Origin of the sequence: Leucobacter manosquensis (assembly GCF_018304845.1) — a bacterium.
GTDB classification, from domain to species: domain Bacteria; phylum Actinomycetota; class Actinomycetes; order Actinomycetales; family Microbacteriaceae; genus Leucobacter; species Leucobacter alluvii.
Window position 1 is genome coordinate 2913903 of sequence record NZ_JAFEVO010000001.1, and the last position, 23595, is coordinate 2937497.

Genomic DNA, 23595 nt, shown 5'->3' on the forward strand with positions numbered 1-23595 from the left:
TCAGAGTGCCAAAATGAGTGTTAGCAGTCGATCCGACTGAGTGCTAAACATTCGTGCGACGGCGCTATGCGTCGGCACGATGCTCACCACATCGAAACACCTCCGGAGGGGCAAATACATGGCAAAGATCATTGCGTTTAACGAGGAAGCGCGTCGTGGACTCGAGCGGGGTCTCAACACGCTCGCTGACGCTGTGAAGGTGACGCTCGGCCCCCGCGGCCGCAACGTCGTGCTGGAGAAGAAGTGGGGCGCCCCCACGATCACCAACGACGGCGTCTCCATCGCCAAGGAGATCGAACTCGACGATCCCTACGAGCGCATCGGCGCCGAGCTCGTCAAGGAGGTCGCGAAGAAGACCGACGACGTCGCAGGCGACGGCACGACGACCGCTACCGTGCTCGCACAGGCACTCGTGCGCGAGGGTCTGCGCAACGTCTCGGCCGGCAGCGATCCGATCGCGATCAAGAAGGGCATCGAGAAGGCCGTCGCGGCAGTGTCGGCCAAGCTCCTCGAGAACGCTCAGGAGATCGAGACCACCGACCAGATCGCGGCTACCGCATCGATCTCGGCAGCTGACGAGCAGATCGGTCAGCTCATCGCCGAGGCCATCGACAAGGTGGGCAAGGAAGGCGTCGTCACCGTCGAGGAGTCGAACACCTTCGGAACCGAGCTGGAGCTCACCGAGGGCATGCGCTTCGACAAGGGCTACCTGTCTGCGTACTTCGTCACCGACACCGATCGCCAGGAAGCCGTGTTCGAGGATCCCTACATCCTCATCGTGAACAGCAAGGTCTCGAACATCAAGGACCTGCTCCCCGTCGTCGATCCGGTGATCCAGTCGGGCAAGCAGCTGCTCATCCTCGCCGAGGACGTCGAGGGCGAAGCTCTCGCAACCCTCGTGCTCAACAAGATCCGCGGCATCTTCAAGTCGGCGGCCGTCAAGGCTCCGGGCTTCGGCGATCGCCGTAAGGCGATGCTGCAGGACATCGCGATCCTCACCGGCGGCCAGGTCATCTCGGAAGAGGTCGGCCTCAAGCTCGAGAACGCGACCCTCGACATGCTGGGTACCGCTCGCAAGGTCATCATCACCAAGGACGAGACCACCATCGTCCAGGGCGGCGGCGACGACGAAGCCATTCAGGGTCGCGTCACGCAGATCCGTCGCGAGATCGAGAACACCGACAGCGACTACGATCGCGAGAAGCTGCAGGAGCGCCTCGCGAAGCTCGCGGGCGGCGTCGCCGTCATCAAGGCGGGCGCGGCGACCGAGGTCGAGCTCAAGGAGCGCAAGCACCGCATCGAAGACGCAGTGCGCAACGCGAAGGCTGCAGTCGACGAGGGCGTGCTCCCCGGCGGTGGCGTCGCGCTCATCCAGGCCGGCAAGGACGTCTTCGAGGGCCTCGAGCTCTCGGGTGACGAGGCTGTCGGCGCGAAGATCGTGCAGACCGCTATCGAGGCGCCGCTGCGTCAGATCGCGCTCAACGCAGGTCTCGAGCCGGGTGTGGTGGCGGATCGCGTCGCGAACCTGCCGATCGGTCACGGCCTGAACGCCGCAACCGGTGAGTACGGCGACCTGGTGGCCCAGGGCATCCTGGACCCGGCAAAGGTCACCCGCTCGGCACTGCAGAACGCAGCGTCGATCGCAGGGCTCTTCCTCACCACCGAGGCCGTCGTCGCCGACAAGCCGGAGCCGGCATCCGCCGCTCCCGCCGGCGATCCGACCGGTGGCATGGACTTCTAAGTCCTCAGCCTCCAACAGAGATACCCGAACAGGGGTCGCGTCTTCGGACGCGGCCCCTGTTCGCGTTTCGCGGGGGTCCGGTGCGGCCCCTGTTCGTGCTTTCCCCGCGAGCCCGGTACCGCGAGTCCTGCAGGGGATTCGGTCACCAGCGGACGCATCTTGAAATCGCGCACTGCGCCACAGGAACCCACTGCGCGAGCGCCACAGAGTTGTTGGTGGTGCGGCGATCGCTGCGCCACGGGGTCGGCACCGCGCAGTGCGTCATTCGCTCACAGGTGCTGGCTTTCGGTCATTTCGCCGTATTGCTCACAGACGCGCTCCTCGAACGGGAGACCGATGCAGACAGCGACCACGATGGAGCTATGAGCATACGGACCGAACTTCATCGCGCCGGCGGTCCTGCGCAGAGCGGAGCCGGTACGGAGGATACGCTCCGCACCACTCAGGATCCACTGCTGGACGCGCGGCTGCTCGAGGCGCGCGGCCGTAAGAGGCGGGCGACCGCAGCAGGCACGTGGAAGCGCCCGCGGCTGCGAGCGCTGAAGCGGGTCAGGTGAGACGCGGTACCGGGACCGTGTCGTCGGAGGCCTCCGCGCTTGGCAGATCGACCCGGAAGGTCGCCCCGCCGCCGGGCGTCTCATGCACGCTGACCGTGCCGCCGTGGGCGTCGACGATGGACTTCACGATGGCGAGGCCCAAGCCGGAACCGCCGGTCTCACGATTGCGGGAGGTGTCGGCGCGCCAGAAGCGGCCGAAGATCTTGTCCCTGATCTGCTCAGGAACGCCCTCACCGTGGTCGACGATCTCGAAGCGCGTGAACGACTTCGCACCGGGTGCAGGTTCGGGGCTGGAGACGACGAGCTCGATCGGGCCGCCGTCCGGTGTGTGCCGCATGGCGTTGCCGAGCAGGTTCGTCATGAGCTGCCGCACCTTGTGCTCGTCACCGATGACCGCGGGCTCCGCGGGATCAGTGATGACGGTGACCTCGCGGTCCGGGGCTTGTGCCCGCGCATCGAGTGCCGCGTCGGTGGCGAGCTTGTTGAGCGGAAGCGTCGCAAGCGCGAGCGGCCGCCGTTCGTCGAGGCGGGCGAGCGCCAGCAGATCCTCGACGAGCGAGGTCATACGGATCGCCTCTTTCTCGATGCGCTCCATCGCCTGGGCGACGTTCTCCTCCTCCTGCAACGCACCCATCCGATAGAGCTCGGCGTACCCGCGCACGGAGACGAGCGGGGTGCGGAGTTCATGGCTCGCATCCCCGATGAACCGGCGCATGCGCTCGATCGTGCGCGCCTGGTCTTCCAGCGACCCGTCGAGGCGATCGAGCATGATGTTCAGCGACTGGCCCAGGTGCCCCACCTCGGTATGGGGACTCGAGATCATGATGCGCTTGGAATAATCGCCGCGTGCGATCTCGAGCGCCGTGCGCTCGACCTCCGCGAGTGGAAGGAAGGTGGCGGTGACGAGCAGCCGGGTGAGTGCGGCGCCCAGCAGGATGACGGCGATGCCGAACCCGGTGAAGATGATGATGTACTGCGCAACCGTCTGGGTGACCGGTGCCGTAGAAGAGGCGATGAGCAGCGTGCCAGCCGCCTGCCCCTCCTGATAGATCGGCTTGACGATCGCGTTCCATTTGACGCCATCGGCAGCGCGCAGTCCGACGAGGGCGGACTCGTACTGCGACATGACGTCGTCGAGCGTGATGCCCGTGACCTGGGGCAGCGTTTTTCGATCTTGATCTCGCGTGTTGTCGCGAATCACGTTGCCGTCGGCGTCGAGCAATGCGACGTAGTACCCGCTGGGAGCCTGCGTAATGTCTTCGGGCGTCAGTCCGTTGAAGTTCGCGTAGGGGCGCAGCGCCGGCGTCGGATTCTCGCGGAGGCGTTCGAGCGCCTGCGTCTGATTCGCAGTGAGCATGGGGTGGAGCACGGCGAGGGTGCCGACGCCCGCCACGATGAGCCCGAGGAACAGGATGAAGACCGTGACGCCGGTGATCTTCGCCCGCAGCGAGACGTCGGCCCAACGCTCCGACCAGTTGGGCCGAGCCACGCTACTTGACTTCGGTCTTCAGCATGTACCCGAAGCCGCGCTTCGTCTGGATCAGCGACTCTTCGGTCAGCGGATCGAGCTTGCGCCGCAGGTACGAGATGTAGGACTCGACGATGCCGGCGTCGCCGTTGAAGTCGTACTCCCAGACGTGGTCGAGGATCTGAGCCTTCGAGAGCACTCGGTTCGCGTTCTGCATGAGGTAGCGGAGCAGCTTGAACTCGGTGGGGGAGAGCTCGACCGACGCGCCCTGCACGGTCACTTCGTGCGTGTCCTGATCCATCGTGATGGGGCCGACGCTGAGCACCGAATCCTCGTCTTCCTGGATCGTGCGGCGCAGCACGGCCTTGATGCGGGCGATGATCTCGTCGAGGCTGAATGGCTTCGTGACGTAGTCGTCGCCGCCGACCGTGAGGCCTTCGACCTTGTCCTCCGTGTCATCCTTCGCGGTGAGGAAGATGATCGGCGCGGTGTAGCCCGCGGATCGCAGGCGCTTGGTCACGCTGAAGCCGTTCATGTCGGGCAGCATCACGTCGAGCACGATGAGGTCGGGTTCCTCCTCGAGCACCGCTGAGATCGTCTGCGCGCCGTTGCCGACGGCGCGAACGCCGAACCCGGCGAAGCGGAGGCTCGTGCTGAGCAGCTCGCGGATGCTGGGCTCGTCATCGACGATGAGAATCCGGGGTCCTTTTGGCTGAGTGTTCATGCACCCAGTCTCTGATGGTTTGCTATGAAGCGGCTGGAAATGTGGCGGGTTCTCCATGCGCCTCGCCTGCGAGTTCGCGCGTCCACGGCGGATTGGCACCAGCGCGAGAGGCGGTGATGCCCGCCGCTCGTGCGGCGAACTGCAGCGCGTGCTCGACGTCGTGCGGTGCGGGCGGATCACCCGCGAGCAAGGAAGCGGCGAGCGGACCGTCGAGCACGGCCGCGAGGAGCGCGGCCATGAACGAATCGCCTGCGCCGACCGTGTCGACCACCGCCACCCGTTCCGCGGGGGCAGCGGCCCGGCTGTCGGCGAACCGTGCGATGCAACCGGCCGCACCACGCGTGACGACGGCGAGGGACGCGCCGAGAGCGACCATGCGTGCGAGCACTGCATCGAGGTCCTGCCCGGGGTAGAGCCATTCCGCATCTTCATCGCTCATCTTCACAATGTGGCTCCGCGCGGCGAGGCGCTCGACCTGGTCGAGCGTCGCGCCGTGATCCTTCATGAGATCGGGGCGGATGTTCGGGTCGTAGCTGCGCAGCCGCGATCCTGGATCGTCGAATGCGGCCGCGACGGTGGCAGCGCCGGGTGTCAGCACCGCGCCGAGCGAGCCCGTGTGCACGAGGCCGATGCCGTCGAGCGGAGTCGTCGGGAGTTCCGAGTCGAGCACGAAGCGGTACTGCGCCTGCCCGGTGGCGTCGAGCGTCACCTCGGCACGAGAGGTCTCCGCGCCTGGTACGGGCTCGGCGAACGAGACGTCGGAGGCGCGCAGATGATCGGCGATCTGCGCGCCGTGCGCGTCGTCGCCGAACCGGGTGACCAGCGTCGTGGCTACGCCGAGCCGGCTCAGGCCGACGGCGACGTTCAGAGGCGAACCCCCGGGAAACGCGGTGCCGTCGATGACGTCGACGAGCGCCTCGCCGAAGACGAGTGCGCGCGGCGCCCCGGTCGTCGCGTGCTTCACAGCGCGGTGTATCCGCCGTCGATGACGATCGACTGGGCCGTGAGGTAGGAGGACGCGTCGGATGCGAGGTAGGCGACGAGCCCATGCAGGTCACTGGGATCGCCCATGCGGCCGATCGGAATGCGCGACGTCCACTCGGCGGCGAGCTCCGGGTTGCTCTCGGTGAACTGCTTCGTCATGTCGGAGAGGAAGTAGCCCGGGGAGATGGCGTTGACGCGAATACCTGCAGCGGCCCACTCCACGGCGAGCGACTTCGTGAGGTGGTCCACGGCGGCCTTCGACGTGTTGTACGCCGTCTGCTGCTGCGGCACGTTGACGATCTTCGCGGACATCGACGAGACGAGGATCGCAGAGCCCGCGAGTCCCTCGGCCAGCACCCGTCGCGCGAACTCCTGGGCCACGAAGAAGGTTCCGTCGACGTTGATCGACTGCACTCGGCGCCACTGCGCCGGGTCGATATCGACGGCGGCTTCGAGCAAGGTGATGCCGGCGGCCGTGAGCAGAATCTGGGGGGTGCCGACGGCAGCGCCGATCCGGTCGAACGCCACGCTGATCTGCTCGGGGTCGGTGACGTCGGTGTGGATGCCGACTGCCTGCACGCCGAATCGCTCGCCGAGAGCGACAGCCGTCGCGTCGACGTCGGGGAGCACATCGAGCAGTGCGACATTCGCACCCTGCCCCGCGAGCGCCTCCGCGAGCGAGTAGCCGAGGCCGCGTCCGCCGCCGGTGACGACAGCTGTGCGGCCCTGCAGGTCTTCGAACTTCATGAATCGCTCCTTCGGTGCGGGTCGGTACGTGAGGCATCTGCGAGCAGTGCCTGGGCGGTGCTCGCATCGCATGCGAGCGAGTGGATGAGCCCGCTGCGGAGCGCCGCGCGCACCGCAACGAACTTCAGCGGCCCGCCGGCGACGGCGAGCACATGGGGGACGTTGCGGAGCCCCGGGGCGTCGATGCCGACGCTCCGTCCCACAGCATTCTCGACTACCGCACCGTCGATGTCGAGCAGTACGGCGCCGAGGTCGGCGCGCACGCCGGCGTCGAGGAGCGATTCGCGGATCCCGAGCTGCCCCGCGAGCATCGAGACCTGCGAATCCTCCGGATTCCAACTTCCGATGCCGACGACCGCGGTGGTGACCTCTGAGAATCGGGCGAACGTCTCGCGAGCAGCGGGCTCGTCGCGGAGCAGCTCGGCGGTCTCGTCACTGCGTGTCAGGAGCGGAGCGAGCAGCGCATGCGGGGTGCCGCCGGATACCCTCGCGGCGTGCCGCACGAGTTCGACGCCGCTCTCCTGCAAACCTGCGGCGACGCCCTCCAATTGGACGACATCGACGGGCGGGAGCGACTGGAACGCCATCACCATCTGGCGCAAGGTGCGGCCTGCGGCCAGGCCGAGCACCTCGCCGGGCGTCATCACCTCTTCGACGAGTCGCGCCGCGGCGGTACCGAGACGCCGCTTCAACGTGTCCTCCGCGCCGCCGGGTGCGTGTACAACAATTGCGTGTCGAAGTTGGAAGGCTGCGCGCAACTGAGCGGAGAGCCCGAGGTCGAGATCGTCGGGTGAAGCGATCTCGAATCGCACGATTCCCCGCTCGCGCGCTTGCTCGAGCAGGCGCGCGACGGCAAACCGGGAAATTCCGAGCTCATCTGCGATTTCTATGCGAGACAAGCCATCGAGATAGTGCCGCGTTGCGACGAGGGCCATGCGGCGTTCGACCTCGCTCATGGGGCTCCTCCATCGGATTGGCGCAGTGGGACACAGAGACTGTAGCATCGCTCAAATGTGCGGGCATGTTTCTCAGATGTTACAAGTCATGGTAAAAACCTATACGGGCCTCGAACGAAGCGCCCACATGCCGGGACGACGAGGAACCTCCGCTCGCCGTGGAGAGGGGTGAATGCAACATGAGTAACCAGCAGGCACACACGCGCGACTCCGCGCAGCACGTGCCGGCCACCGGGACGCTGCTCGAATGCACGAACATCGTCAAGGGCTTCGGAGGGATCCCCGTGCTCAGGGGAATCTCATTGAGCCTCGAGGCGGGAACCATCACCGCGCTCGCGGGTGAGAACGGCGCGGGCAAGTCCACGCTGATGAAGATCGCATCGGGTCAGTACCGCCCGGACGGCGGCACCGTCGAGGTCCAGGGCACCCCGCTTCCCGCGGGCAACGCTCAAGCGGCGCACCGACTCGGCGTCGCCATCGTGCCGCAGGAGCTCGCGTCGATCCTCGAGCTCACCGTGTACGAGAACCTCTTCATCGGACGCGAGCTGCGCGGACCGCTTGGGCTTCGCCGTGGCGCGATGATCGAGCAGGCCCGCGAGCAGCTCGCGGTCTTCGGGCTCACGATCGATCCGCGCAAGCGCATGGGCGACCTCGCCGTCGGCATCCGTCAGATCATCGAGATCGTCAAAGCCACCAACACCGGCGCGAACGTGATCCTGCTCGACGAGCCGTCGAGCGCGATCTCGGAGCGGGAGGTCGGCCGACTGCTCGAGGTCATGGGGCTGCTGCGCGACCGCGGCGTCGCGCTGCTGTTCACGACGCACAAGATGGAAGAGATTCGGGCCATCGCCGACCGCGTGATCGTGCTCCGCGACGGTGAGCTCGTCGAAGACCAGGCGCTCGCGAACCTGACCGACGACGACATCGTGACGGCGATGATCGGACGAGAGCTCGAAGACCTCTTCCCCGAGCGCGGTGTGCCGAGCGCTGACGTCGTGCTCGAGCTGGACGCGCTGCAGGTCAGCGGCGCGAACGCCCCCATCTCGCTGCAGGTGCGCCGCGGCGAGATCGTCGGATTGGCCGGTCTGGTCGGCGCCGGACGCACGGAGCTCATGGAGACCGTGTTCGGCGTCCGCAAGTCGGAGAGCGGCGAGGTCAGGGTTCGCGGATCGCGCGTGAAGCCGGGCGAGCCAGCAGCCGCCATCACAGCGAAGATGGCGCTCGTGCCGGAGGATCGCAAGGGCTCGGGCGCTGTGCTCCCGATGTCGGTGCTCGACAACGGCACTCTGCCGGGCCTCGGCCAATTCTCCATCGCAGGGTTCCTGCGTCAGCGCGCTCGTCGCGAGCGGGTCGGCGAGGTCATGGATTCGGTGCGACTGCGCAGCCGCGATCTCGACCAGTCGCTCGAGACGCTCTCCGGCGGCAATCAGCAGAAGGTGGTGCTGGCCCGCTGGCTCACCGGGGATGTCGACGTGCTGCTGCTCGACGAGCCGACGCGCGGCGTCGACGTCGGAGCGCGAAGCGAGATCTACCGCATCATCGTCGAATTGGCCGCCAGCGGCATGGCCGTGCTCATGGCGTCGAGCGATATGCCCGAGATCCTCAGCCTCTCCCACCGTGCACTCGTGCTGCGAGAGGGTGCGGTGGCCGGTGAGCTCACCGCAGCCGACCTCTCCCGCGCCGAGGTGCAGGACCGAATCTTCCGCCTCGCCAGCGGACTCGAAGCCACGGAAGCGGACGCGGCTGCCGCCGAACCCGCAGACGCTCCTCGAAAGGACGCATGACATGTCGAATCCGACACAGACTGAAGTGATGCGGACGGTGTCCGAGAGCGGCGATCTCCGCCGCTTCTCGGGACCCTGGTTCCGCGAACTGGCCATCCGCTACGCGATGGTCATCGTGATGCTGCTCATCATCGCCTTCTTCCTGTACCGCAGCGCGCGCTTCGGCACGGTGGACAATGTGACGACGATTCTGGTCGCCGCGGCGCCCTTCGCGCTGATCGCGCTCGGGCAGACGCTGGTGATCCTCACCGGCGGGATCGACCTGTCGGTCGGCAGCGTCATCGCCTTGAGCGCCATGGCCGCCGCCGTCGCGGCGAAGGAGATGCCCGACCAGATCTGGCTCGCGCCGATCGTCGCCGTGGCCGTCGGTTTCGCCGCGGGTTCGGTGAACGGCTTCGTCGTCTCGGTCATGAAGGTGCCGCCGTTCATCGCGACACTCGGCATGCTCACGCTGGCCAGCGGCCTCGCCTTCGTGCTGGGCGACGGTGCGCCGATCAACGGTCTGCCCACCGAGTACGGTCAGTTCGCGAACACGCGGGTCTTCGGGCTCACCGTCCCCGTGATCCTCATGATCCTCATGATCATCGGATTCGGACTGATGATGCGCCGCACCAGCTACGGCCTGCGCGTCTACGCAGTGGGCGGCAACCCGCTCGCCGCGCAGATCGCCGGCGTGAAGACCGGCCGGGTGCTCTACAGCGTGTACGCCATCAGCGGCGCGCTCGCCGGCCTCTCCGGCATCATGCTCTCCTCCCGCGTGATCAGCGGGTCGCCGAACCTCGGCCAGGGCTACGAACTCGACGCCATCGCCGCAGTCGTGATCGGCGGGGCGAGCCTCATGGGCGGCCGCGGCACCGTCTGGGGCACCGCGCTCGGCCTGCTGCTCATTCAGACCCTGAACAACGGTCTCGACATTCTGACCGTCCCCGCCTACTGGCAGGACGTGATCAAGGGCGTGCTGATCGTCGCCGCAGTCGCGGTCGACGTGTGGGCCAGCAAACGTCGACGATCTTGACCGTCGCCGCTCCCACGGGCGCGGCGAGATCCCCCAGTGCACGACTCTCCCCTCACCACTCACCATCGAAATGGAGTACCCCATGAAGTTCACCTCCCGAATGAACCGCGGATTCGCGGTTGCCGTGGCCGGCGCGGCAGTGCTGTCGCTCGCGGCTTGCGGTGCCGGCGATCCTGCAGCGCAGCAGGGCGCCGATGACAGCGGCAAGGAACGCGTCACCGTCGGCGTGAGCGTCTACGACATGTCCTCCTTCATCACCGAAGGCAAGGAAGGCATCGACCGCTACGCGGAAGACAACAACATCGAGATCCTGTGGAACGTCGCGAAGATGGACGTCTCGACGCAGGCGACCCAGGTCGATCAGTTCATCCAGGCCGGCGTGGACGCGATCATGGTCGTCCCCGTTCAGGCGGATACGCTGCAGCCGCAGGTGACCGCGGCGAGCGAGGCGGGGATCCCCTTCCTCGACGTCAATGCGACGCTGAACAATGACGAGGTCGCCGGGAGCGTGCAGCCCGACGACGTCGCCGCTGGCGCGCAGGAAGCGCAGATGATGATGGACGAGCTCGGAGGCAAGGGCAACGTCGTCATCCTGCAGGGCCCGCTGGGCGGCTCGGGCGAGATCAACCGCGGCGCCGGCATCGACCAGGTGCTCGAGGAGAACCCCGATGTGAGCGTGCTCGCGAAGGACACCGCGAACTGGAGCCGCGACGAGGCCGTCAACAAGATGAAGAACTGGATCTCCGCCTTCGGCGATGAGATCGACGGCGTCATCTCGCAGAACGACGACATGGGTCTCGGCGCCAAGCAGGCGCTGCGCGAGGCCGGCATGGACGACATTCCGGTCGTCGGCATCGACGGCATCGAGGATGGTCTCAACGCTGTGAAGAACGGCGACTTCATCGGCACCTCGCTGCAGAACGGCACGGTCCAGCTCGCGACCGGTGTTGCGGTGGCTGCTGCGATCGCACGCGATGAGGATGTCGACAACAACCTCGTCTACACCATGCCCCCCATCACGCAGGACAACGTCGAGGACGCTCTCGATCACGTCGTCAACGATCGCCCGGCCTTCCTCGACGGGCTGAGCGAACTGATCGCCGAGAACCTCAAGACCGGCGATATCGCGTACGAGGGTCTGCCCGGCCAGGAGTAGTCAGCGATCGAGCGGCGGCGGTTTCCTCCCGGGCAGGGGTGGAAGGCGCCGCCGTTCAGGTTGTGCGCGGCCCGGAGAGCAGCGACAGCGCCGAGGCGCGGTCGGTGATGAGGGTCGTCACGAACCCGGCGAGCAGCACGGCCCGGAGCGCGGCGTGCTTCTCGGCTCCACCCGCGACGACGACGATCTCGGGGATCGCGCGCAACTGATCGAAGGGGATCGCGATGGTGCGAGTATCGAGGGCCGAAACCCGGCCGCCCGAACCGTCGAAGAGCGACGCCGCGACATCGGCGCGCACACCGCTCGCGATCAGACCGCCCGCATCGTCGTCGGAGATCGAATCCGCGAGCTGGGAGACGACGGGGCTCCAGCTGCCGACCGCGAGCACGGCGCGCGTCACCTCTCCCATGCGCGCCAGCGTCTCGGCGACGCCGGGCTGGCGGCAGAGCATGGCTGCGGCTTCGGCGTCGGACGCCACGAGCGGAACGTACAGCGACGCGGGCTCGCCTCCCGATATCGCACTGACGGTGCGCACCAGATCTCCAGCCGTTTCACCTGGAGGGCCCGCGAGCCCGGTCAGCTGGACGACATCGCACTGCGGGAGCGCGCGGAGGTGCTCGGGAATCGCGGCGAGCGTTCGACCGCTCGCGAACCCCAGCACCTCTCCGGCTTGGACCTGCGTCTCGAGGTACTCGGCTGCGGCGCGGCCGAGAGCGGCGCGGAGCGCGCGCGGGTCGGCGTCGCCGTCGGGCATCGTGACGCACCGGACGTCGCGGAGTCCGTACCGTCTGCGCAGTTCGGCGACGTCATCGCGGCTGAGCGCTTGCGGCGCGCCGACGCTGATGCGCAGCACGCCGAGGTCGCGGGCCTCGGCGATGAGCCGGGCAACGCGGAAGCGGGACATGCCGGTTCGCGCGGCCAGCTCCACCATCGGAACGTCGTTGATGAAGTGCTCTCGGGCGACGTGCGCCATCTCGACCAGCCTGTTGGGACCGGGTTCCATGGTCGTCTCCTCTCGATGGGTCATCATCTCACACCGGATGATTCCGGAGCGCGCACTGCGTCGAGCCGGAAGTCGCTTCACATCGCGCAAAACGATAGAATAAATGCAACAAATGAGAGATCAGGTCAATCATATGAGCGCAACCGCCGCCGACCTCGTGCATCACGCACGAGAGTCGATTCTTCGCGAGTCTCAAGCACTGGCGAATCTCGCCGAGCAGATCGACGACAGCTTCGCCGACGTGGTCTCGGCCGTGCAGCGCTGCACCGGCAAAGTCGTGACCACGGGAGCCGGCACGTCGGGCATCATGGCCGAGCGCCTCGCTCACCTGCTGTCGGTCTCCGGGACGCCGGCGTTCTACCTCCCCTCGCAAGACGCACTCCACGGAGGCATGGGAGCCGTGACCTCGGACGACCTCGTGATCGCCTTCTCGAAGGGCGGGCAATCAGTCGAACTCACCCAGCTCGTCGAGCGCCTCGTCGAGCGCGGAACCGACGTCGTCGCGGTGACCGAGCGACCCGAATCGCCCTTCGCCGCGGCCGCGACACGCGTCGTCCACCTCACCACAGATCCGGTCGACGCCGACGCAGGCGGTCTGATCGCACTCGGCAGCACACTCGTGGCCGGAGCGTGGGGAGACGCCCTCACCGTCACGCTCATGGGCCTGCGCGGCTTCAGCTGGGAAGAGGTCGTGCAGATCCACCCGGCCGGGATCGTCGGCCAGCAGCGCGACCTGCCGGATACGATCGAGGCGCCGACGCGGGGAGGCGCCGCATGATCGCCGTCGTCTGCGGCGTCGATACGTCGACGCAGTCGTGCAAGGTGGAGTTCTTCGCGCTCGACGACGGGCGCCGGATCGCGGGGGCCACTGCCGCGCATCCGCCGGTCGCGCCGCCGCGCAGCGAGCAGAATCCCCATGCCTGGTGGAATGCGTTCGTCGGCGCATTCCGCGCTGCGCTCGCGCAAGCGGGCGACGTGAGCGTTCGCGCGATCTCCGTCGCGGGGCAGTGCCACGGCATGGTGCCGCTCGACGCGCACGGCGAGGTGATTCGCGACGCGAAGCTCTGGAACGACACGACGACCGACGGCGAGCTGCGCCGGCTCACCGAGCGCATCGGTGCGGATCGCCTGATCGCGTCCACCGGATCGCTCCCGACCGCCGCATTCACGCTGAGCAAGGTCGCGTGGTTCGCCGATCACGAGCCGGAGAACTTCTCGAGACTCGCGACCATCCTGCTGCCGCACGACTATCTCACGTACCGGCTCACCGGGGCGTTCGCGACCGACCGCTCCGAAGCATCGGGCACCGGGTACTTCGACCCGTCGGCGAACCGCTATCTGCTCGATCACCTCGCGCTCATCGACGAGTCGCGCGACTGGGCGGCGATGCTGCCCGAGGTGCTCCCGCCCGACGGCGTGGCCGGCACCACGACCTCGGCGGCCATGACCGAGCTCGGCATCGCAGAGCCGGCACTCGTCTCCGCCGGCGGCGGCGACCAGCACGCCTCGGCCCTGGGCCTCGGGATCGCGGAAGGAGACGCCGTCTTCGCGTTCGGCACCTCCGGGGTGGTGTTCTCGACCACACCAGAGCCCGTGCGCGATGCACGAGGATTCGTGAACGGCGTCGCGAACCTCACGGGCGGCTTCCTGCCGCTCGTCTGCACGCTCAACGGAGCGAAGGTGATCGACACGTTCGCGAGACTCATGGGAGCGAACCACGACGAACTCTCCGCCCTCGCATTGCAGGCGGGGAGCGATGGGCCGGTGCTCGCGGCGTTCCTCGATGGGGAGCGCACGCCCAACCGGCCGCTGGCCTCCGGCCTGCTCGCCGACCTCACCACCGAGACGAGCCGTGAGCAACTGGCACGTGCGGCGTACGAAGGCGTGGTGTTCGGTCTCGTCGCCGGGCTGTCCCACTTCGAGCGCTGCGGGGTGCGCACCGACGGCGAAGTGATCGCCATCGGCGGCGCCGCCCGTTCCGCCGCGACGCGGCAGATCCTCGCCGATGCGCTCGGCAAGCCGGTGCATCTCGTCGACGCACCGGAGGCGGTCGCGCGCGGAGCGGCCGTGCAGGCCGCCGCGGTGCTGAGCGAGACGCCCATCATGGAGCTCGCGGAGAACTGGAAGCCGGCCCGGCGGGTCGCGGCCGAGCCCGCCAGAGTCTCGACCGAGCGCTTCGCGCGGTACGCCGAGGTCGCAGCGATCGACACGCTCGACCGGAGCCGCGGATGAGCGCGGTGCAGTTCGCGGAGCGCTCGTCCGCTGCCGCCCCGCCCCATGCTGCATGGATCACCGATGTGCCGGAAGGATCGGTGTACGGCAGCCTGTACGCCGCGCCTGCGCCGGATCGGGAAGCCGTCGCCGACCGATTCGCGGCGATCGGCCTGCCGATTCATCTCGATGTGATTCTCGATCGCGAAGACACCGGGGAGCTGGTGCATCGAGGGATCGTCGCAGCCGAACTGCGAGACCTCGGCGCGCGGCATCCTGATTCGCTGCTCGAGGTCCACCTGATCGTGCTCGCGGGAGCGCGAGGCCGCGCCGTCGACGGGTACGACCCCGAGCTGCGCGACGAGATCGCCGCCGTACTCGAGGCCGCCGCCTCGGTCGGTGCGCAGCGCGCCGCAGTGCCCGCCGGCGTGGCAGCGGACGCCTCCCTGACCGAGGCGTTCCGCGCCGCCGGCGGAGAGGTCTGGACGGTGCTCGAACCGGGGGACGACCCGGCGAGTCTCGGCGCCGGCACTGCCGGCGCCCTGATCATGCTCATCGAGCCCGGCACGCGGGAGCCCGCGCGCCCCGAACTGCTCGAACGCATTCCGCAGCTCGCTCCGGCGGTGCAGGTGAGTGTCGACGGAGGCGTCGATGCCGCCATCGCGCTCCGCGCGATCGAGCTCGGAGCCCATCACGTCATCGTCGGCCGCGCCCTGCTCGGCCGCGCACACACCCAAGCAGTACGAGGAGAACAGTCATGACTCACCCTGAGATCCCGGAGCGGATGCGCGCCAGCGTGCTCCTCGGCACGCGAGAGCTCACGATCGAAGAGCGCCCGGTGCCGGTGCCCGCCGCCGACGAGGTACTCGTTCGCGTCGGCGCCGTCGGCGTGTGCGGTTCAGATGTGCACTACTTCCGCGAGGGGCGGATCGGAGACTTCGTCGTCGAGGCTCCGCTCGTGCTCGGGCACGAGGTCGGCGGCGTCGTCGTCGCCGTCGGCGAGAACGTCGATCCGGCCCGCGTCGGCCACCGGGTCGCGATCGAGCCGCAGCGGCCATGCGGGCGCTGCCGCGAATGCCGCATCGGCGCCTACAACCTCTGCCCCGACATGGAGTTCTACGCGACGCCCCCGATCGACGGCGCCTTCGCGGAGTTCGTGACCATCCAGTCGGCCTTCGCGCACGACGTGCCCGACAACGTGACCGACGAGGCGGCCGCCCTGCTCGAGCCGCTGTCGGTCGCGATCACCTCGGTGCGCAAAGCCGGCATCGTCCCCGGCTCGACCGTGCTCATCGCCGGAGCCGGCCCCATCGGCATCATCACCGCTCAGGCGGCACGCGCATTCGGCGCCGGCGAAGTGATCGTCTCCGATCTCGTCGAGGCGCGCCGCGACCGCGCACTGCAGTACGGCGCGACCCGCGTCATCGACCCGCGCACGCAGAACCCGGCGGATCTCGATGTGCCGATCGACGCCTTCATCGATGCGAGCGGCGCGGCACCCGCCGTGCAGTCCGGCATCCGCGCCGTGCGTCCTGCCGGGACCGCCGTGCTCGTCGGCCTCGGCAACCCGGAGATGACGCTGCCCGTCGAAGACATCCAGAACCGCGAGATCACCGTCACCGGGATCTTCCGCTACACCGAGACCTGGCCGGTCGCGATCCAGCTCGTCTCGAACGGCCAGGTCGATCTCGACTCGCTCGTCACCGGGCAATTCGGTCTCGACGAGGTCGAGCAGGCACTCGAGAGCGACACCGACCCGGACAGCCTGAAATCGGTCGTCTACCCGGGTCGCTGATCAGCCACCACCTCTCGCGACGATCCGTCGCTTCCTCGCACGACGTACCAACATGAAAAGGACACGAAACATGACTTCGTTCAGCCTCGAGGGCAAAACGGCCCTCGTCACCGGCGGTAACCAGGGTCTCGGCAAGGCATTCGCCTTCGGGCTCGCCGAGGCCGGCGCGCGCGTCGCGATCGTCGGCCGCAGCGCCGAGCGAAACGCGCAGGTCGTCGCCGAAGCCGCGGAGCGCGGGATCGAGTTCGTCGCCATCACCGCGGACATCACCGACGACGCGCAGATCACCCGTATGGTAGAAGAGGCCAAGTCGGGTCTCGGCCGCATCGACATCCTCGTCAACAACGCTGGCACCTGCTTCCACGGCGAATCGTGGAGCGTCACCGACGAGCAGTGGGACGCGGTGTGGGACCTCAACGTGCGCGCCCTCTGGAAAGCGAGCGTCGCGGTCGGCGAGCACATGCGCGAGATCGGTGGCGGATCGCAGGTGAACATCGGCTCGATGTCGGGATTGATCGTCAACCGCCCGCAGTGGCAGCCGGCGTACAACGCGTCGAAGGCTGCAGTGCACCACCTCACCAAGTCGCTCGCCGTCGAGTGGGCTCCCCTGAACATCCGAGTGAACGCGGTTGCGCCCGGCTACGTCAAGACGGAGATGGCTCCCGTCGACAACCCCGAGTTCCAGCGCTACTGGATCGAGGATGCCCCGCAGCAGCGCTTCGCCCTGCCCGAGGAGATCGCGCCGAGCGTGGTCTTCCTCGCGAGCGACGCCGCCTCGTTCATCACCGGCTCGGTCCTCGTGGCCGACGGCGGATACACGGCAGTCTGATGAGCGACGTGCAGGACGCCGTCCGTCGCATCGTCGTCAATGCGGCCGATGACATCCGTGTCGAGCAGATTCCGGCGCCCGCCGCGGGCGCCGGCGAGGTGCTCGTGCGCTCGACCATCGTCGGCATCTGCGGGTCGGACGTGCACGCGGCGCACGGCCGACACCCGTTCATGTCCCTGCCGTTCTGGCCGGGGCACGAGGTGATCGGCGTCGTCGAGGCCGCTGGACCCGAGGCTCCGGCGGATCTCGTGAACCGCCGCGTCGTCATCGAGCCGAACCTCGCCTGCGGGGAGTGCACGCCGTGCCAGCGGGGTCGGTACAACATCTGCGCGACGCTCGACGTCTTCGGCTGCCAGACCCCCGGCGGCATGACGGATCGCTTCACCATCGCCGCAGATCGCGTCATCGCGCTGCCCGACGACCTGAGCGACCGAGAGGCTGCGCTCATCGAGCCGCTCGCGACTCCCGTGCACGCGGTGCGCCGCGCAGGGGATCTCACGGGCGCTCGCGTCGTGGTGCTCGGCGCCGGCCCCATCGGCTTGTTCGTGACGATCGCCGCGCTGCACGCGGGAGCTGAACGCGTCGTCGTCGCCGATCTGCTCGAGTCGAAGCGCGCCCGCGCGGAGCGTCTCGGCGCTTCCGGCAGCTTCGATTCGAGCGCCCCCGATGCCGCCGAAGCCGCGATGCGCGAGCTCGGCGGCAAGGCTGACGTCGTGTTCGACTGCGTCTCGCGGGAGGCCACCGTGCGCCTCGCGATCGAGATGCTCGAGAAGGGCGGCACCATCATGACCGTCGGCGTGCCCTCCGGGCCCACCACGATCGACCTCGAGCTGATCCAGGATCGCGAGATCGCACTGCTCGGGAACCTGATGTACGTGCGGGAGGACGTGGAGGCCGCCATCGCGCTGCTGCGCGAGCGTCGCCTGCCCCTCGACGAGCTCATCACGGGCGTCTTCCCGCTCGACCAGGCGCAGCAGGCGTTCGACGCGTCGAACGATCCCGAGCAGGTGAAGGTGCTGGTGGAGGTGTAGTACGTCGCTCCTCCCTGTGGGTCGGGGTCGGTATGCGGGGTCGCACCCGGATGCCGACCCCGATCCGCGTTGCAGGGCTGGCGGCTCAGCTCGCGTCGCGGGCGCCGGATCGCAGACCGTGCGTCAGGCTGTGCGTCACCGGCAGTCGCGCGAAGAGCGTTGCCTGGAGCGCATGGTAGAGGTCGGGCTTGCCGCTCCACGTGCCGTCCGCTGGCGCCCCATCGGCGTCGAGCTCGTGGATCCAGCTGCCGTCGGCCTCGATGTGGTGGGCCGCCGCGTACTCCCAGAACCGGGCGTACCACTTCGCGTAGGACGCGTCGCCGGTGGCGCGGAAGAGCGCCGCCGACGTGCCGATGGCCTCGGCGATCACCCAGTGGAAGCGGTGGTCGTTCAACACGATGCCCGCCCAGTCGGTGCTGAATGCGAACCCACCGCGATCCTCGTCCCAGGCATCGGCGACCGCACGGCCGAACAGGCTGCGCGACGCATCGATCAACCAGGTGTCAGGCGAACCGGTGGCTTCGCGCTGCGCGGCCTCGAGCGCGATGAGCAGGCGAGCCCACTCGAGCCAATGGCCCACGGTCGCGCCGTACGGCCTGAAGTGGCTGTCGGGGGAGTCGGCGCCGTACTCGGGATCGGGCGTCCAATCCTCCAGGTAGTGCTCCGGCAGGCGCCACTCGTTGCTCGCGGTCACGTCGCCGATGAGGCGTCGCGCGATGGCCGTCGATCGTTCGACATGGCGGGGATCGCCGTCAGCCTCGTACGCGAGCAGGCCAGCTTCGACGAGGTGCATGTTGGGATTGGCGCCGCGGTAGGGGTCGAGCACGGTGAACTCGCGGTTCCACGTGTCCGCGTACATGCGCGCCTCCGGCTCCCACCAGCGCTCGAGTGCTCCGAGCGCGTCGGCGTAGAGATCGTCGGCCTCGAAACCCGCGAGTTTCGCCGAAGCTGCGGCCAGCAGGACGAATGCGTGCCCGTAGCTCTCCTTCGCGTCGGAGTTCGTCGCAGGATCGGCCGCGCCGACGGTGACGAACCAGCCGCCGTGCTCGGCGTCGCGCAGCGCGCCGGAGCGGAGAAAGGCGAGCCCGTGCTCCACGCGCTCGGCCTGACCGGGGAATCCGAGCAAGTGCCCGAGCACCGCGCAGTAGGTGTAGCGGCCGGCGATCCAGAGCTGGGCGCCCTGGGACGCGACGGGAGCGCCGGAATCGTCGAGCCAGGAGAAGCCGCCATCCGGGTCGAGCGCGGGCTCTGCGAATGCGAGCAGCCGATCGGTCTGGGCGTCCAGCCACGCCCGGTGGGCGTCGGTGTCGATGGAGAAGCGAGTGTCGGTCATGCGCTGCCTTTCGAAACGGCACTGCGCCGGGGTGCGGAGGAAGATCCTGCCGCATCCCGGCGCAGCTCAGTGCGGGGATATCGCGAGTGCTACTTGTACTCTTCGACGATCTCGAGCAGGTTCGGCACGTTCTGGTACGAATCCGCTGCATTCTCCTGCGTGACGATCACGGGATCGAGCAGGTAGGCGGGCACGACCTTCGAGCCGTTGTCGTACTGGTCGGTGTCGTTCACATCGACCTCTTCGCCCTGCTGCAGCTGACCGATCATCTTGATGGTCTGCTCGACGAGCAGCGCCGTGTCCTTATTGATGGTCGAGTACTGCTTGCCCTCCATGATCGAGCGAACCGACTCGACCTCCGAGTCCTGGCCGGTCACGACGGGCAGTGGCTTGCCCGCCTGCTCGACCGAGGTCAGCACGGCGCGCGCGAGCGTGTCGTTCGGGGAGAGGACGCCGTCGAGGTCGGTGTCGCTGTAGGCGGAGGTCAGGATCGTGTCCATGCGGCTCTGAGCGTTCTCGGCCTTCCACCCGGCGGTCGCGGTCTGCTGGATGTCGGTCTGGCCCGATCCCACGACGAGGGTGCCGTCGTCGATCTTCGGCTGCAGCACGTCCATGGCGCCGTTGAAGAAGACCGCGGAGTTCGCGTCGTCGGTCGATCCGGAGAACAGCTCGACGTTGTACGGTGCATCGTGGTCGGTGCGCTCCTCGAGCCCGTCGAGCAGCGCCTGGCCCTGCAACTGGCCGACCTTGAAGTTGTCGAACGCGACGTAGTAGTCGAGTGCGTCGGTGTTCTCGATGAGGCGGTCGTACGCGATGACCGTTGCGCCTGCGTCCTTCGCGGCCTGTACCTGGGTGGCGAGCTGCTTGCCGTCCTTCGCGCCGATGACGATGACCTTCGCACCGCCCGTGACCATTGCCTGGATCTGGTTCTGCTGCTCGGCGACGGTGTTCGAGGCGGGCGCGTACTGCACGTCGGCCTTGTACCCGGCGTCTTCGAGACCGTCCGTGAAGAGCTTGCCGGCGAGCACCCAGTTCTCGCTGGTCTTGTCGGGAAGCGCGACGCCGATGGTGGCGCCTTCTTCGAACCCGGTTGACGTGGCGCCGGCGTCGGAGCCGCCCGAGCCACCCGCGTCGCCGCCGCGCTCCGAGGAGCATCCGGTGAGCGCCAGGGCGGCCGCGGCCAGCAGAGCGCCCGTGGAGAGGAGGATTCTCTTATTCATGGATTCCATTCACTTTCTGTGATCGTCGAACTCTCGTCAGCGAGAGCCGGGTTCCTTCGTCGCGCTGTCGTCGGCGGCGGGAGGGGTTTGGGAGGAGGAGCTGCGCGGGCCCGGTGCGGGCGGGGCGGCTGGGGGAGCCTCCATGGCGCGGGCGCCGATGGGGGTGGTGTCGATACCTGCGAACTCACCGGGCGGATTGCGCCGCTTCGTGAGGAACCCGAGCACCGAGGGGCGGCCCTGCTGCTTGTTGTACGCGTCGATGCCGACGGCGACGAGCAGCACTGCACCCTTCACCATCTGCACGGTGTCGGCGCCGAAGCTGAGCAGTTGCATGCCGTTGTTGAGGAATGCCATCACGAGGCCGCCGATGATCGACCCGATCACGGTGCCGATGCCACCGGAGACCGCCGCCCCGCCGATGAAGACCGCGGCGATCGCGTCGAGCTCCCAACCGTTCCCGTCCTGCGGGCCGGAGGCCTGCGAGCGGGCGACGAAGATCATGCCGGCGACCGCGGCGAGCACCGACATGTTCATCATCACGAAGAAATCGACGCGACGATCCTTCACGCCCGAGAGCTTCGCGGCCTGGCGGTTGCCGCCGACCGCGTAGATGTGGCGGCCGAACACCGTGTGGTTCGTCACGAACGAGTAGAGGATGACGAGCGCCAGCAGGATGATGCCGGAGACCGGGAAGCTCGTGCCGGGCCGACCGCTGCCGAACAGCAGTGCGGCCCCGAGAATCACCGCGCAGAGCAGCACGACCTTCACGACGCTCACCCAAAGCGGTGCGCGCTCCGATCCCATCTTCTTCTGCTGGCGGCGCGTGCGCCACTCGAAGAACACGAGCCATGCGGCGGCCAGCACGCCGAGGATGAGCGTCGGCACGTTGTAGGGGATCGGGATCCCCGCGATCTCGGGCAGGTACCCAGCACCGATGGTCACGAACTCCTTGGGAACGGGAACCGAGATGGAGTCGCCGATCCATTGGTTCGCGCCGCGGAAGAAGAGCATGCCCGCGAGCGTCACGATGAATGCGGGAACCCCGACGTAGGCGACCCAGAGACCCTGCCATGCACCGACGAGGGCGCCGAGGCCGATGCCGAGAATGATGGCGGCCCACCACGGGAAATTCCATTCCGCCATCGATTTCGCGACGACGATGCCGACGAAGGCCGCGACCGAGCCGACCGACAGATCGATGTGACCCATGATGATCACCATCACCATGCCGATCGCGAGGATCAGGATGTAGGAGTACTGCTGCATCACGTTGATCACGTTGCCGGGCGACAACGTCAACCCGTCGGAGAAGATCTGGAAGATGAGGATGATGGCGATCAGGCTGCCGAGGATGCCGAACTGGCGGAGCGTCGATTGCCCACCGCCGAACATTCCGCGGATGTCTGAGAACCGGAAGCCGTGCTTCTCCGTGGTCTTCGTGTCGGTCGAGGTCATGCGTGCGCCTTCTCGTTCAACGACGTCATGCTGCGCATGAGCGTCTCGGGTGTGGCCTGGTCGGCCGGGATGCAGTCGGTGATGCGGCCTTCGAACACGGTGTAGATGCGGTCGCAGATGCCGAGCAGCTCGGGGAGTTCGCTCGAGATCACGATCACTCCCTTGCCAGCGTTCGCCAGCTCGTTGATGATCGAGTAGATCTCGTACTTCGCGCCGACATCGATACCGCGCGTCGGCTCGTCGAGGATGAGCAGATCGGGGTCGGTGAACATCCACTTGGCCAGCACCACCTTCTGCTGGTTGCCGCCCGAGAGGCTCGAGACCCCGTTGTTGACGTCGGGCGTCTTGATGCGCAGCGACTTGCGGTACTGCTCCGCGACGGTGCGCTCCTCCCGAGCGTCGACCATGCCGCGATGCGTGATCTTCGAGAGCTTGGCCGAGACCACCGACCGCTTGATCGAGTCGAGGAGGTTGAGGCCGAGCGACTTGCGATCCTCGCTCACGTAGGCGATGCCGTGGCGGATCGCGGCCGGCACATCGGGGACGTCGATCTGGGCGCCGTCTTTCGTGATCGTCCCCGAGAGGAACCTGCCGTAGGAGCGGCCGAAGATGCTCATGGCGAGCTCCGTGCGCCCCGCGCCCATGAGGCCGGCGATGCCGACGACCTCTCCGCGGCGCACGTTGAGGCTCGACCCCTTCACGACGTATCGCTCCGGCACCGTCGGGTGCTGCACGACCCAGTCGCGCACCTCGAAGAAGACGTCACCGGGGTTCGGTGTGCGGTCGGGGTAGCGGTGCTCGAGGGAGCGGCCGACCATGCCGTGGATGATGCGATCCTCATTGATCGTGCCGTGCTGCACGTCGAGCGTCTCGACGACTCGGCCGTCACGGATGATCGTGATGTCATCGGCGATCTGCTCGATCTCATTGAGCTTGTGGCTGATGATGATCGACGCGATGCCGCGATCCCTGAGGCCTCGGATGAGCCCGAGCAGGTGCTCGGAATCGGTGTCGTTGAGGGCTGCGGTCGGCTCGTCGAGAATCAGCAGTCGCACGTTCTTATTCAGCGCCTTGGCGATCTCGATGAGCTGCTGCTTGCCGACGCCGAGGGCCTTGATGGGCGTATCGGGATCCTCTCGCAGTCCGACGCGTTCGAGCAGCTCGACCGTGCGCGTGCGAGCGGAGCGCCAGTCGATGCTGACCCCGCGGCGAAGTTCGTTGCCGAGGAAGATGTTCTCCGTGATGGAGAGCTCGGGGATCAGGGCGAGCTCCTGATGGATGATGACGATGCCGGCTTCTTCGCTCGCGCGGATGTCGCGGAAGCGCATCTCCCGCCCCTCGACGATGATGTCGCCGGTGTAGGTGCCATGCGGGTAGACGCCGGAGAGCACCTTCATGAGCGTCGACTTGCCGGCGCCGTTCTCGCCGCAGATCGCGTGAATGGTGGCCGGACGCACCGTGAGCGACACGTCGGAGAGTGCCTTCACACCCGGAAAGACCTTCGTGATGTCGTGCATCTGCAGCACGGGAGCCGGCTCTGCCTGCGTCGTCGCTGGTTCCACTTGATTGACCTCGCTGTCATCCAT

Annotated in this window: 20 protein-coding genes; 10 read left to right on the forward strand and 10 right to left on the reverse strand. The window is 67.6% G+C overall.

What is annotated here, in order from left to right; all coding sequences use genetic code 11:
- Positions 1–118: 118 nt before the first annotated feature.
- On the forward strand, positions 119–1741 hold the full coding sequence (gene groL / locus JSQ98_RS13540; protein ID WP_090146809.1) for a chaperonin GroEL: 1623 nt from the start codon (positions 119–121) through the stop codon (positions 1739–1741).
- Positions 1742–2290: 549 nt separating this feature from the next.
- Here groL and JSQ98_RS13545 read toward each other — a convergent pair.
- From JSQ98_RS13545 to JSQ98_RS13565, 5 genes are read right to left on the reverse strand one after another with little or no spacing between them, the layout of a single operon-like run.
- Positions 2291–3787, reverse strand: coding sequence for a sensor histidine kinase (locus tag JSQ98_RS13545; RefSeq protein WP_211650143.1), 1497 nt, complete (start codon positions 3785–3787; stop codon positions 2291–2293).
- 1 nt (position 3788) lies between these two features.
- Positions 3789–4490 carry a response regulator transcription factor gene (locus JSQ98_RS13550; protein WP_010156155.1) on the reverse strand — a complete coding sequence of 234 codons (702 nt, stop codon included), beginning with the start codon at positions 4488–4490 and terminating at the stop codon, positions 3789–3791.
- A gap of 22 nt (positions 4491–4512) precedes the next feature.
- Entirely contained in the window at positions 4513–5454 is a 942-nt protein-coding gene (locus JSQ98_RS13555) for a carbohydrate kinase family protein (RefSeq protein WP_211650144.1), read from the reverse strand.
- Positions 5451–6221, reverse strand: a complete 771-nt coding sequence (locus JSQ98_RS13560; protein WP_211650145.1) for an SDR family oxidoreductase — start codon at positions 6219–6221, stop codon at positions 5451–5453. The genes JSQ98_RS13555 and JSQ98_RS13560 overlap by 4 nt, the downstream gene beginning before the upstream one ends.
- On the reverse strand, positions 6218–7177 hold the full coding sequence (locus tag JSQ98_RS13565) for a sugar-binding transcriptional regulator (RefSeq protein WP_211650146.1): 960 nt from the start codon (positions 7175–7177) through the stop codon (positions 6218–6220). The genes JSQ98_RS13560 and JSQ98_RS13565 overlap by 4 nt, the downstream gene beginning before the upstream one ends.
- 179 nt (positions 7178–7356) lie before the next feature.
- Between JSQ98_RS13565 and JSQ98_RS13570 the strand changes: the two genes are divergently transcribed.
- The 3 genes from JSQ98_RS13570 to JSQ98_RS13580 all read left to right on the forward strand — a co-directional run bounded on the left by JSQ98_RS13570 (position 7357) and on the right by JSQ98_RS13580 (position 11132).
- Positions 7357–8961: a sugar ABC transporter ATP-binding protein gene (locus JSQ98_RS13570; RefSeq protein WP_211650147.1), complete on the forward strand. Its 1605-nt coding sequence runs from the start codon at positions 7357–7359 to the stop codon at positions 8959–8961.
- Position 8962: 1 nt separating this feature from the next.
- A complete protein-coding gene (locus JSQ98_RS13575; RefSeq protein ID WP_090146824.1) occupies positions 8963–9976 on the forward strand; it encodes an ABC transporter permease in 1014 nt (337 codons plus the stop codon).
- A gap of 82 nt (positions 9977–10058) precedes the next feature.
- Complete coding sequence (locus JSQ98_RS13580) at positions 10059–11132, forward strand: substrate-binding domain-containing protein (RefSeq protein WP_090146826.1); 1074 nt, start codon at positions 10059–10061, stop codon at positions 11130–11132.
- A gap of 55 nt (positions 11133–11187) precedes the next feature.
- On the opposite strand, the gene JSQ98_RS13585 is transcribed toward JSQ98_RS13580, so the two are convergent.
- Positions 11188–12135, reverse strand: coding sequence for a sugar-binding transcriptional regulator (locus tag JSQ98_RS13585; RefSeq protein WP_176698275.1), 948 nt, complete (start codon positions 12133–12135; stop codon positions 11188–11190).
- A gap of 133 nt (positions 12136–12268) precedes the next feature.
- Here JSQ98_RS13585 and JSQ98_RS13590 point away from each other — a divergent pair, with 133 nt between their 5' ends.
- From JSQ98_RS13590 to JSQ98_RS13615, 6 genes are all read left to right on the forward strand, one after another.
- Positions 12269–12913: an SIS domain-containing protein gene (locus JSQ98_RS13590; RefSeq protein WP_211650148.1), complete on the forward strand. Its 645-nt coding sequence runs from the start codon at positions 12269–12271 to the stop codon at positions 12911–12913.
- A complete protein-coding gene (gene xylB, locus JSQ98_RS13595) occupies positions 12910–14367 on the forward strand; it encodes a xylulokinase (protein WP_211650150.1) in 1458 nt (485 codons plus the stop codon). Before JSQ98_RS13590 ends, xylB begins: the two co-directional genes overlap by 4 nt.
- Positions 14364–15107, forward strand: coding sequence for a beta/alpha barrel domain-containing protein (locus tag JSQ98_RS13600; protein ID WP_211650151.1), 744 nt, complete (start codon positions 14364–14366; stop codon positions 15105–15107). The genes xylB and JSQ98_RS13600 overlap by 4 nt, the downstream gene beginning before the upstream one ends.
- Complete coding sequence (locus tag JSQ98_RS13605) at positions 15104–16141, forward strand: NAD(P)-dependent alcohol dehydrogenase (RefSeq protein WP_211650152.1); 1038 nt, start codon at positions 15104–15106, stop codon at positions 16139–16141. Before JSQ98_RS13600 ends, JSQ98_RS13605 begins: the two co-directional genes overlap by 4 nt.
- A gap of 70 nt (positions 16142–16211) precedes the next feature.
- Entirely contained in the window at positions 16212–16970 is a 759-nt protein-coding gene (locus JSQ98_RS13610; protein WP_211650153.1) for an SDR family NAD(P)-dependent oxidoreductase, read from the forward strand.
- Positions 16970–18001, forward strand: coding sequence for a zinc-dependent alcohol dehydrogenase (locus JSQ98_RS13615; protein ID WP_211650154.1), 1032 nt, complete (start codon positions 16970–16972; stop codon positions 17999–18001). Before JSQ98_RS13610 ends, JSQ98_RS13615 begins: the two co-directional genes overlap by 1 nt.
- Positions 18002–18086: 85 nt before the next feature.
- Here the strand turns inward: JSQ98_RS13615 and JSQ98_RS13620 are convergent, their stop codons facing one another.
- From JSQ98_RS13620 to mmsA, 4 genes are all read right to left on the reverse strand, one after another.
- Complete coding sequence (locus JSQ98_RS13620; protein WP_211650155.1) at positions 18087–19334, reverse strand: AGE family epimerase/isomerase; 1248 nt, start codon at positions 19332–19334, stop codon at positions 18087–18089.
- 89 nt (positions 19335–19423) lie between these two features.
- Positions 19424–20554 carry a substrate-binding domain-containing protein gene (locus JSQ98_RS13625; protein ID WP_090146844.1) on the reverse strand — a complete coding sequence of 377 codons (1131 nt, stop codon included), beginning with the start codon at positions 20552–20554 and terminating at the stop codon, positions 19424–19426.
- Between the two features lie 36 nt (positions 20555–20590).
- Positions 20591–22009 (reverse strand): multiple monosaccharide ABC transporter permease, encoded by a 1419-nt coding sequence (gene mmsB, locus JSQ98_RS13630; protein ID WP_211650156.1) that lies wholly within the window; start codon positions 22007–22009, stop codon positions 20591–20593.
- Positions 22006–23595, reverse strand: a complete 1590-nt coding sequence (gene mmsA, locus JSQ98_RS13635; RefSeq protein ID WP_211650157.1) for a multiple monosaccharide ABC transporter ATP-binding protein — start codon at positions 23593–23595, stop codon at positions 22006–22008. Before mmsA ends, mmsB begins: the two co-directional genes overlap by 4 nt.

Excerpts from the sequence above, each read along its gene's own strand:
- JSQ98_RS13600 (WP_211650151.1), top strand. The coding sequence starts at position 14,364 with ATGAGCGCGGTGCAGTTCGCGGAGCGCTCGTCCGCTGCCGCCCCGCCC.
- JSQ98_RS13620 (WP_211650155.1), bottom strand. The coding sequence starts at position 19,334 with ATGACCGACACTCGCTTCTCCATCGACACCGACGCCCACCGGGCGTGG.
- JSQ98_RS13625 (WP_090146844.1), bottom strand. The coding sequence starts at position 20,554 with ATGAATAAGAGAATCCTCCTCTCCACGGGCGCTCTGCTGGCCGCGGCC.
- groL (WP_090146809.1), top strand. The coding sequence starts at position 119 with ATGGCAAAGATCATTGCGTTTAACGAGGAAGCGCGTCGTGGACTCGAG.
- JSQ98_RS13590 (WP_211650148.1), top strand. The coding sequence starts at position 12,269 with ATGAGCGCAACCGCCGCCGACCTCGTGCATCACGCACGAGAGTCGATT.
- JSQ98_RS13560 (WP_211650145.1), bottom strand. The coding sequence starts at position 6,221 with ATGAAGTTCGAAGACCTGCAGGGCCGCACAGCTGTCGTCACCGGCGGC.
- JSQ98_RS13570 (WP_211650147.1), top strand. The coding sequence starts at position 7,357 with ATGAGTAACCAGCAGGCACACACGCGCGACTCCGCGCAGCACGTGCCG.
- JSQ98_RS13615 (WP_211650154.1), top strand. The coding sequence starts at position 16,970 with ATGAGCGACGTGCAGGACGCCGTCCGTCGCATCGTCGTCAATGCGGCC.
- JSQ98_RS13580 (WP_090146826.1), top strand. The coding sequence starts at position 10,059 with ATGAAGTTCACCTCCCGAATGAACCGCGGATTCGCGGTTGCCGTGGCC.
- JSQ98_RS13565 (WP_211650146.1), bottom strand. The coding sequence starts at position 7,177 with ATGAGCGAGGTCGAACGCCGCATGGCCCTCGTCGCAACGCGGCACTAT.
- xylB (WP_211650150.1), top strand. The coding sequence starts at position 12,910 with ATGATCGCCGTCGTCTGCGGCGTCGATACGTCGACGCAGTCGTGCAAG.
- JSQ98_RS13585 (WP_176698275.1), bottom strand. The coding sequence starts at position 12,135 with ATGGAACCCGGTCCCAACAGGCTGGTCGAGATGGCGCACGTCGCCCGA.
- JSQ98_RS13550 (WP_010156155.1), bottom strand. The coding sequence starts at position 4,490 with ATGAACACTCAGCCAAAAGGACCCCGGATTCTCATCGTCGATGACGAG.
- mmsB (WP_211650156.1), bottom strand. The coding sequence starts at position 22,009 with ATGACCTCGACCGACACGAAGACCACGGAGAAGCACGGCTTCCGGTTC.
- JSQ98_RS13575 (WP_090146824.1), top strand. The coding sequence starts at position 8,963 with ATGTCGAATCCGACACAGACTGAAGTGATGCGGACGGTGTCCGAGAGC.
- JSQ98_RS13610 (WP_211650153.1), top strand. The coding sequence starts at position 16,212 with ATGACTTCGTTCAGCCTCGAGGGCAAAACGGCCCTCGTCACCGGCGGT.
- mmsA (WP_211650157.1), bottom strand. The coding sequence starts at position 23,595 with ATGGATGACAGCGAGGTCAATCAAGTGGAACCAGCGACGACGCAGGCA.
- JSQ98_RS13605 (WP_211650152.1), top strand. The coding sequence starts at position 15,104 with ATGACTCACCCTGAGATCCCGGAGCGGATGCGCGCCAGCGTGCTCCTC.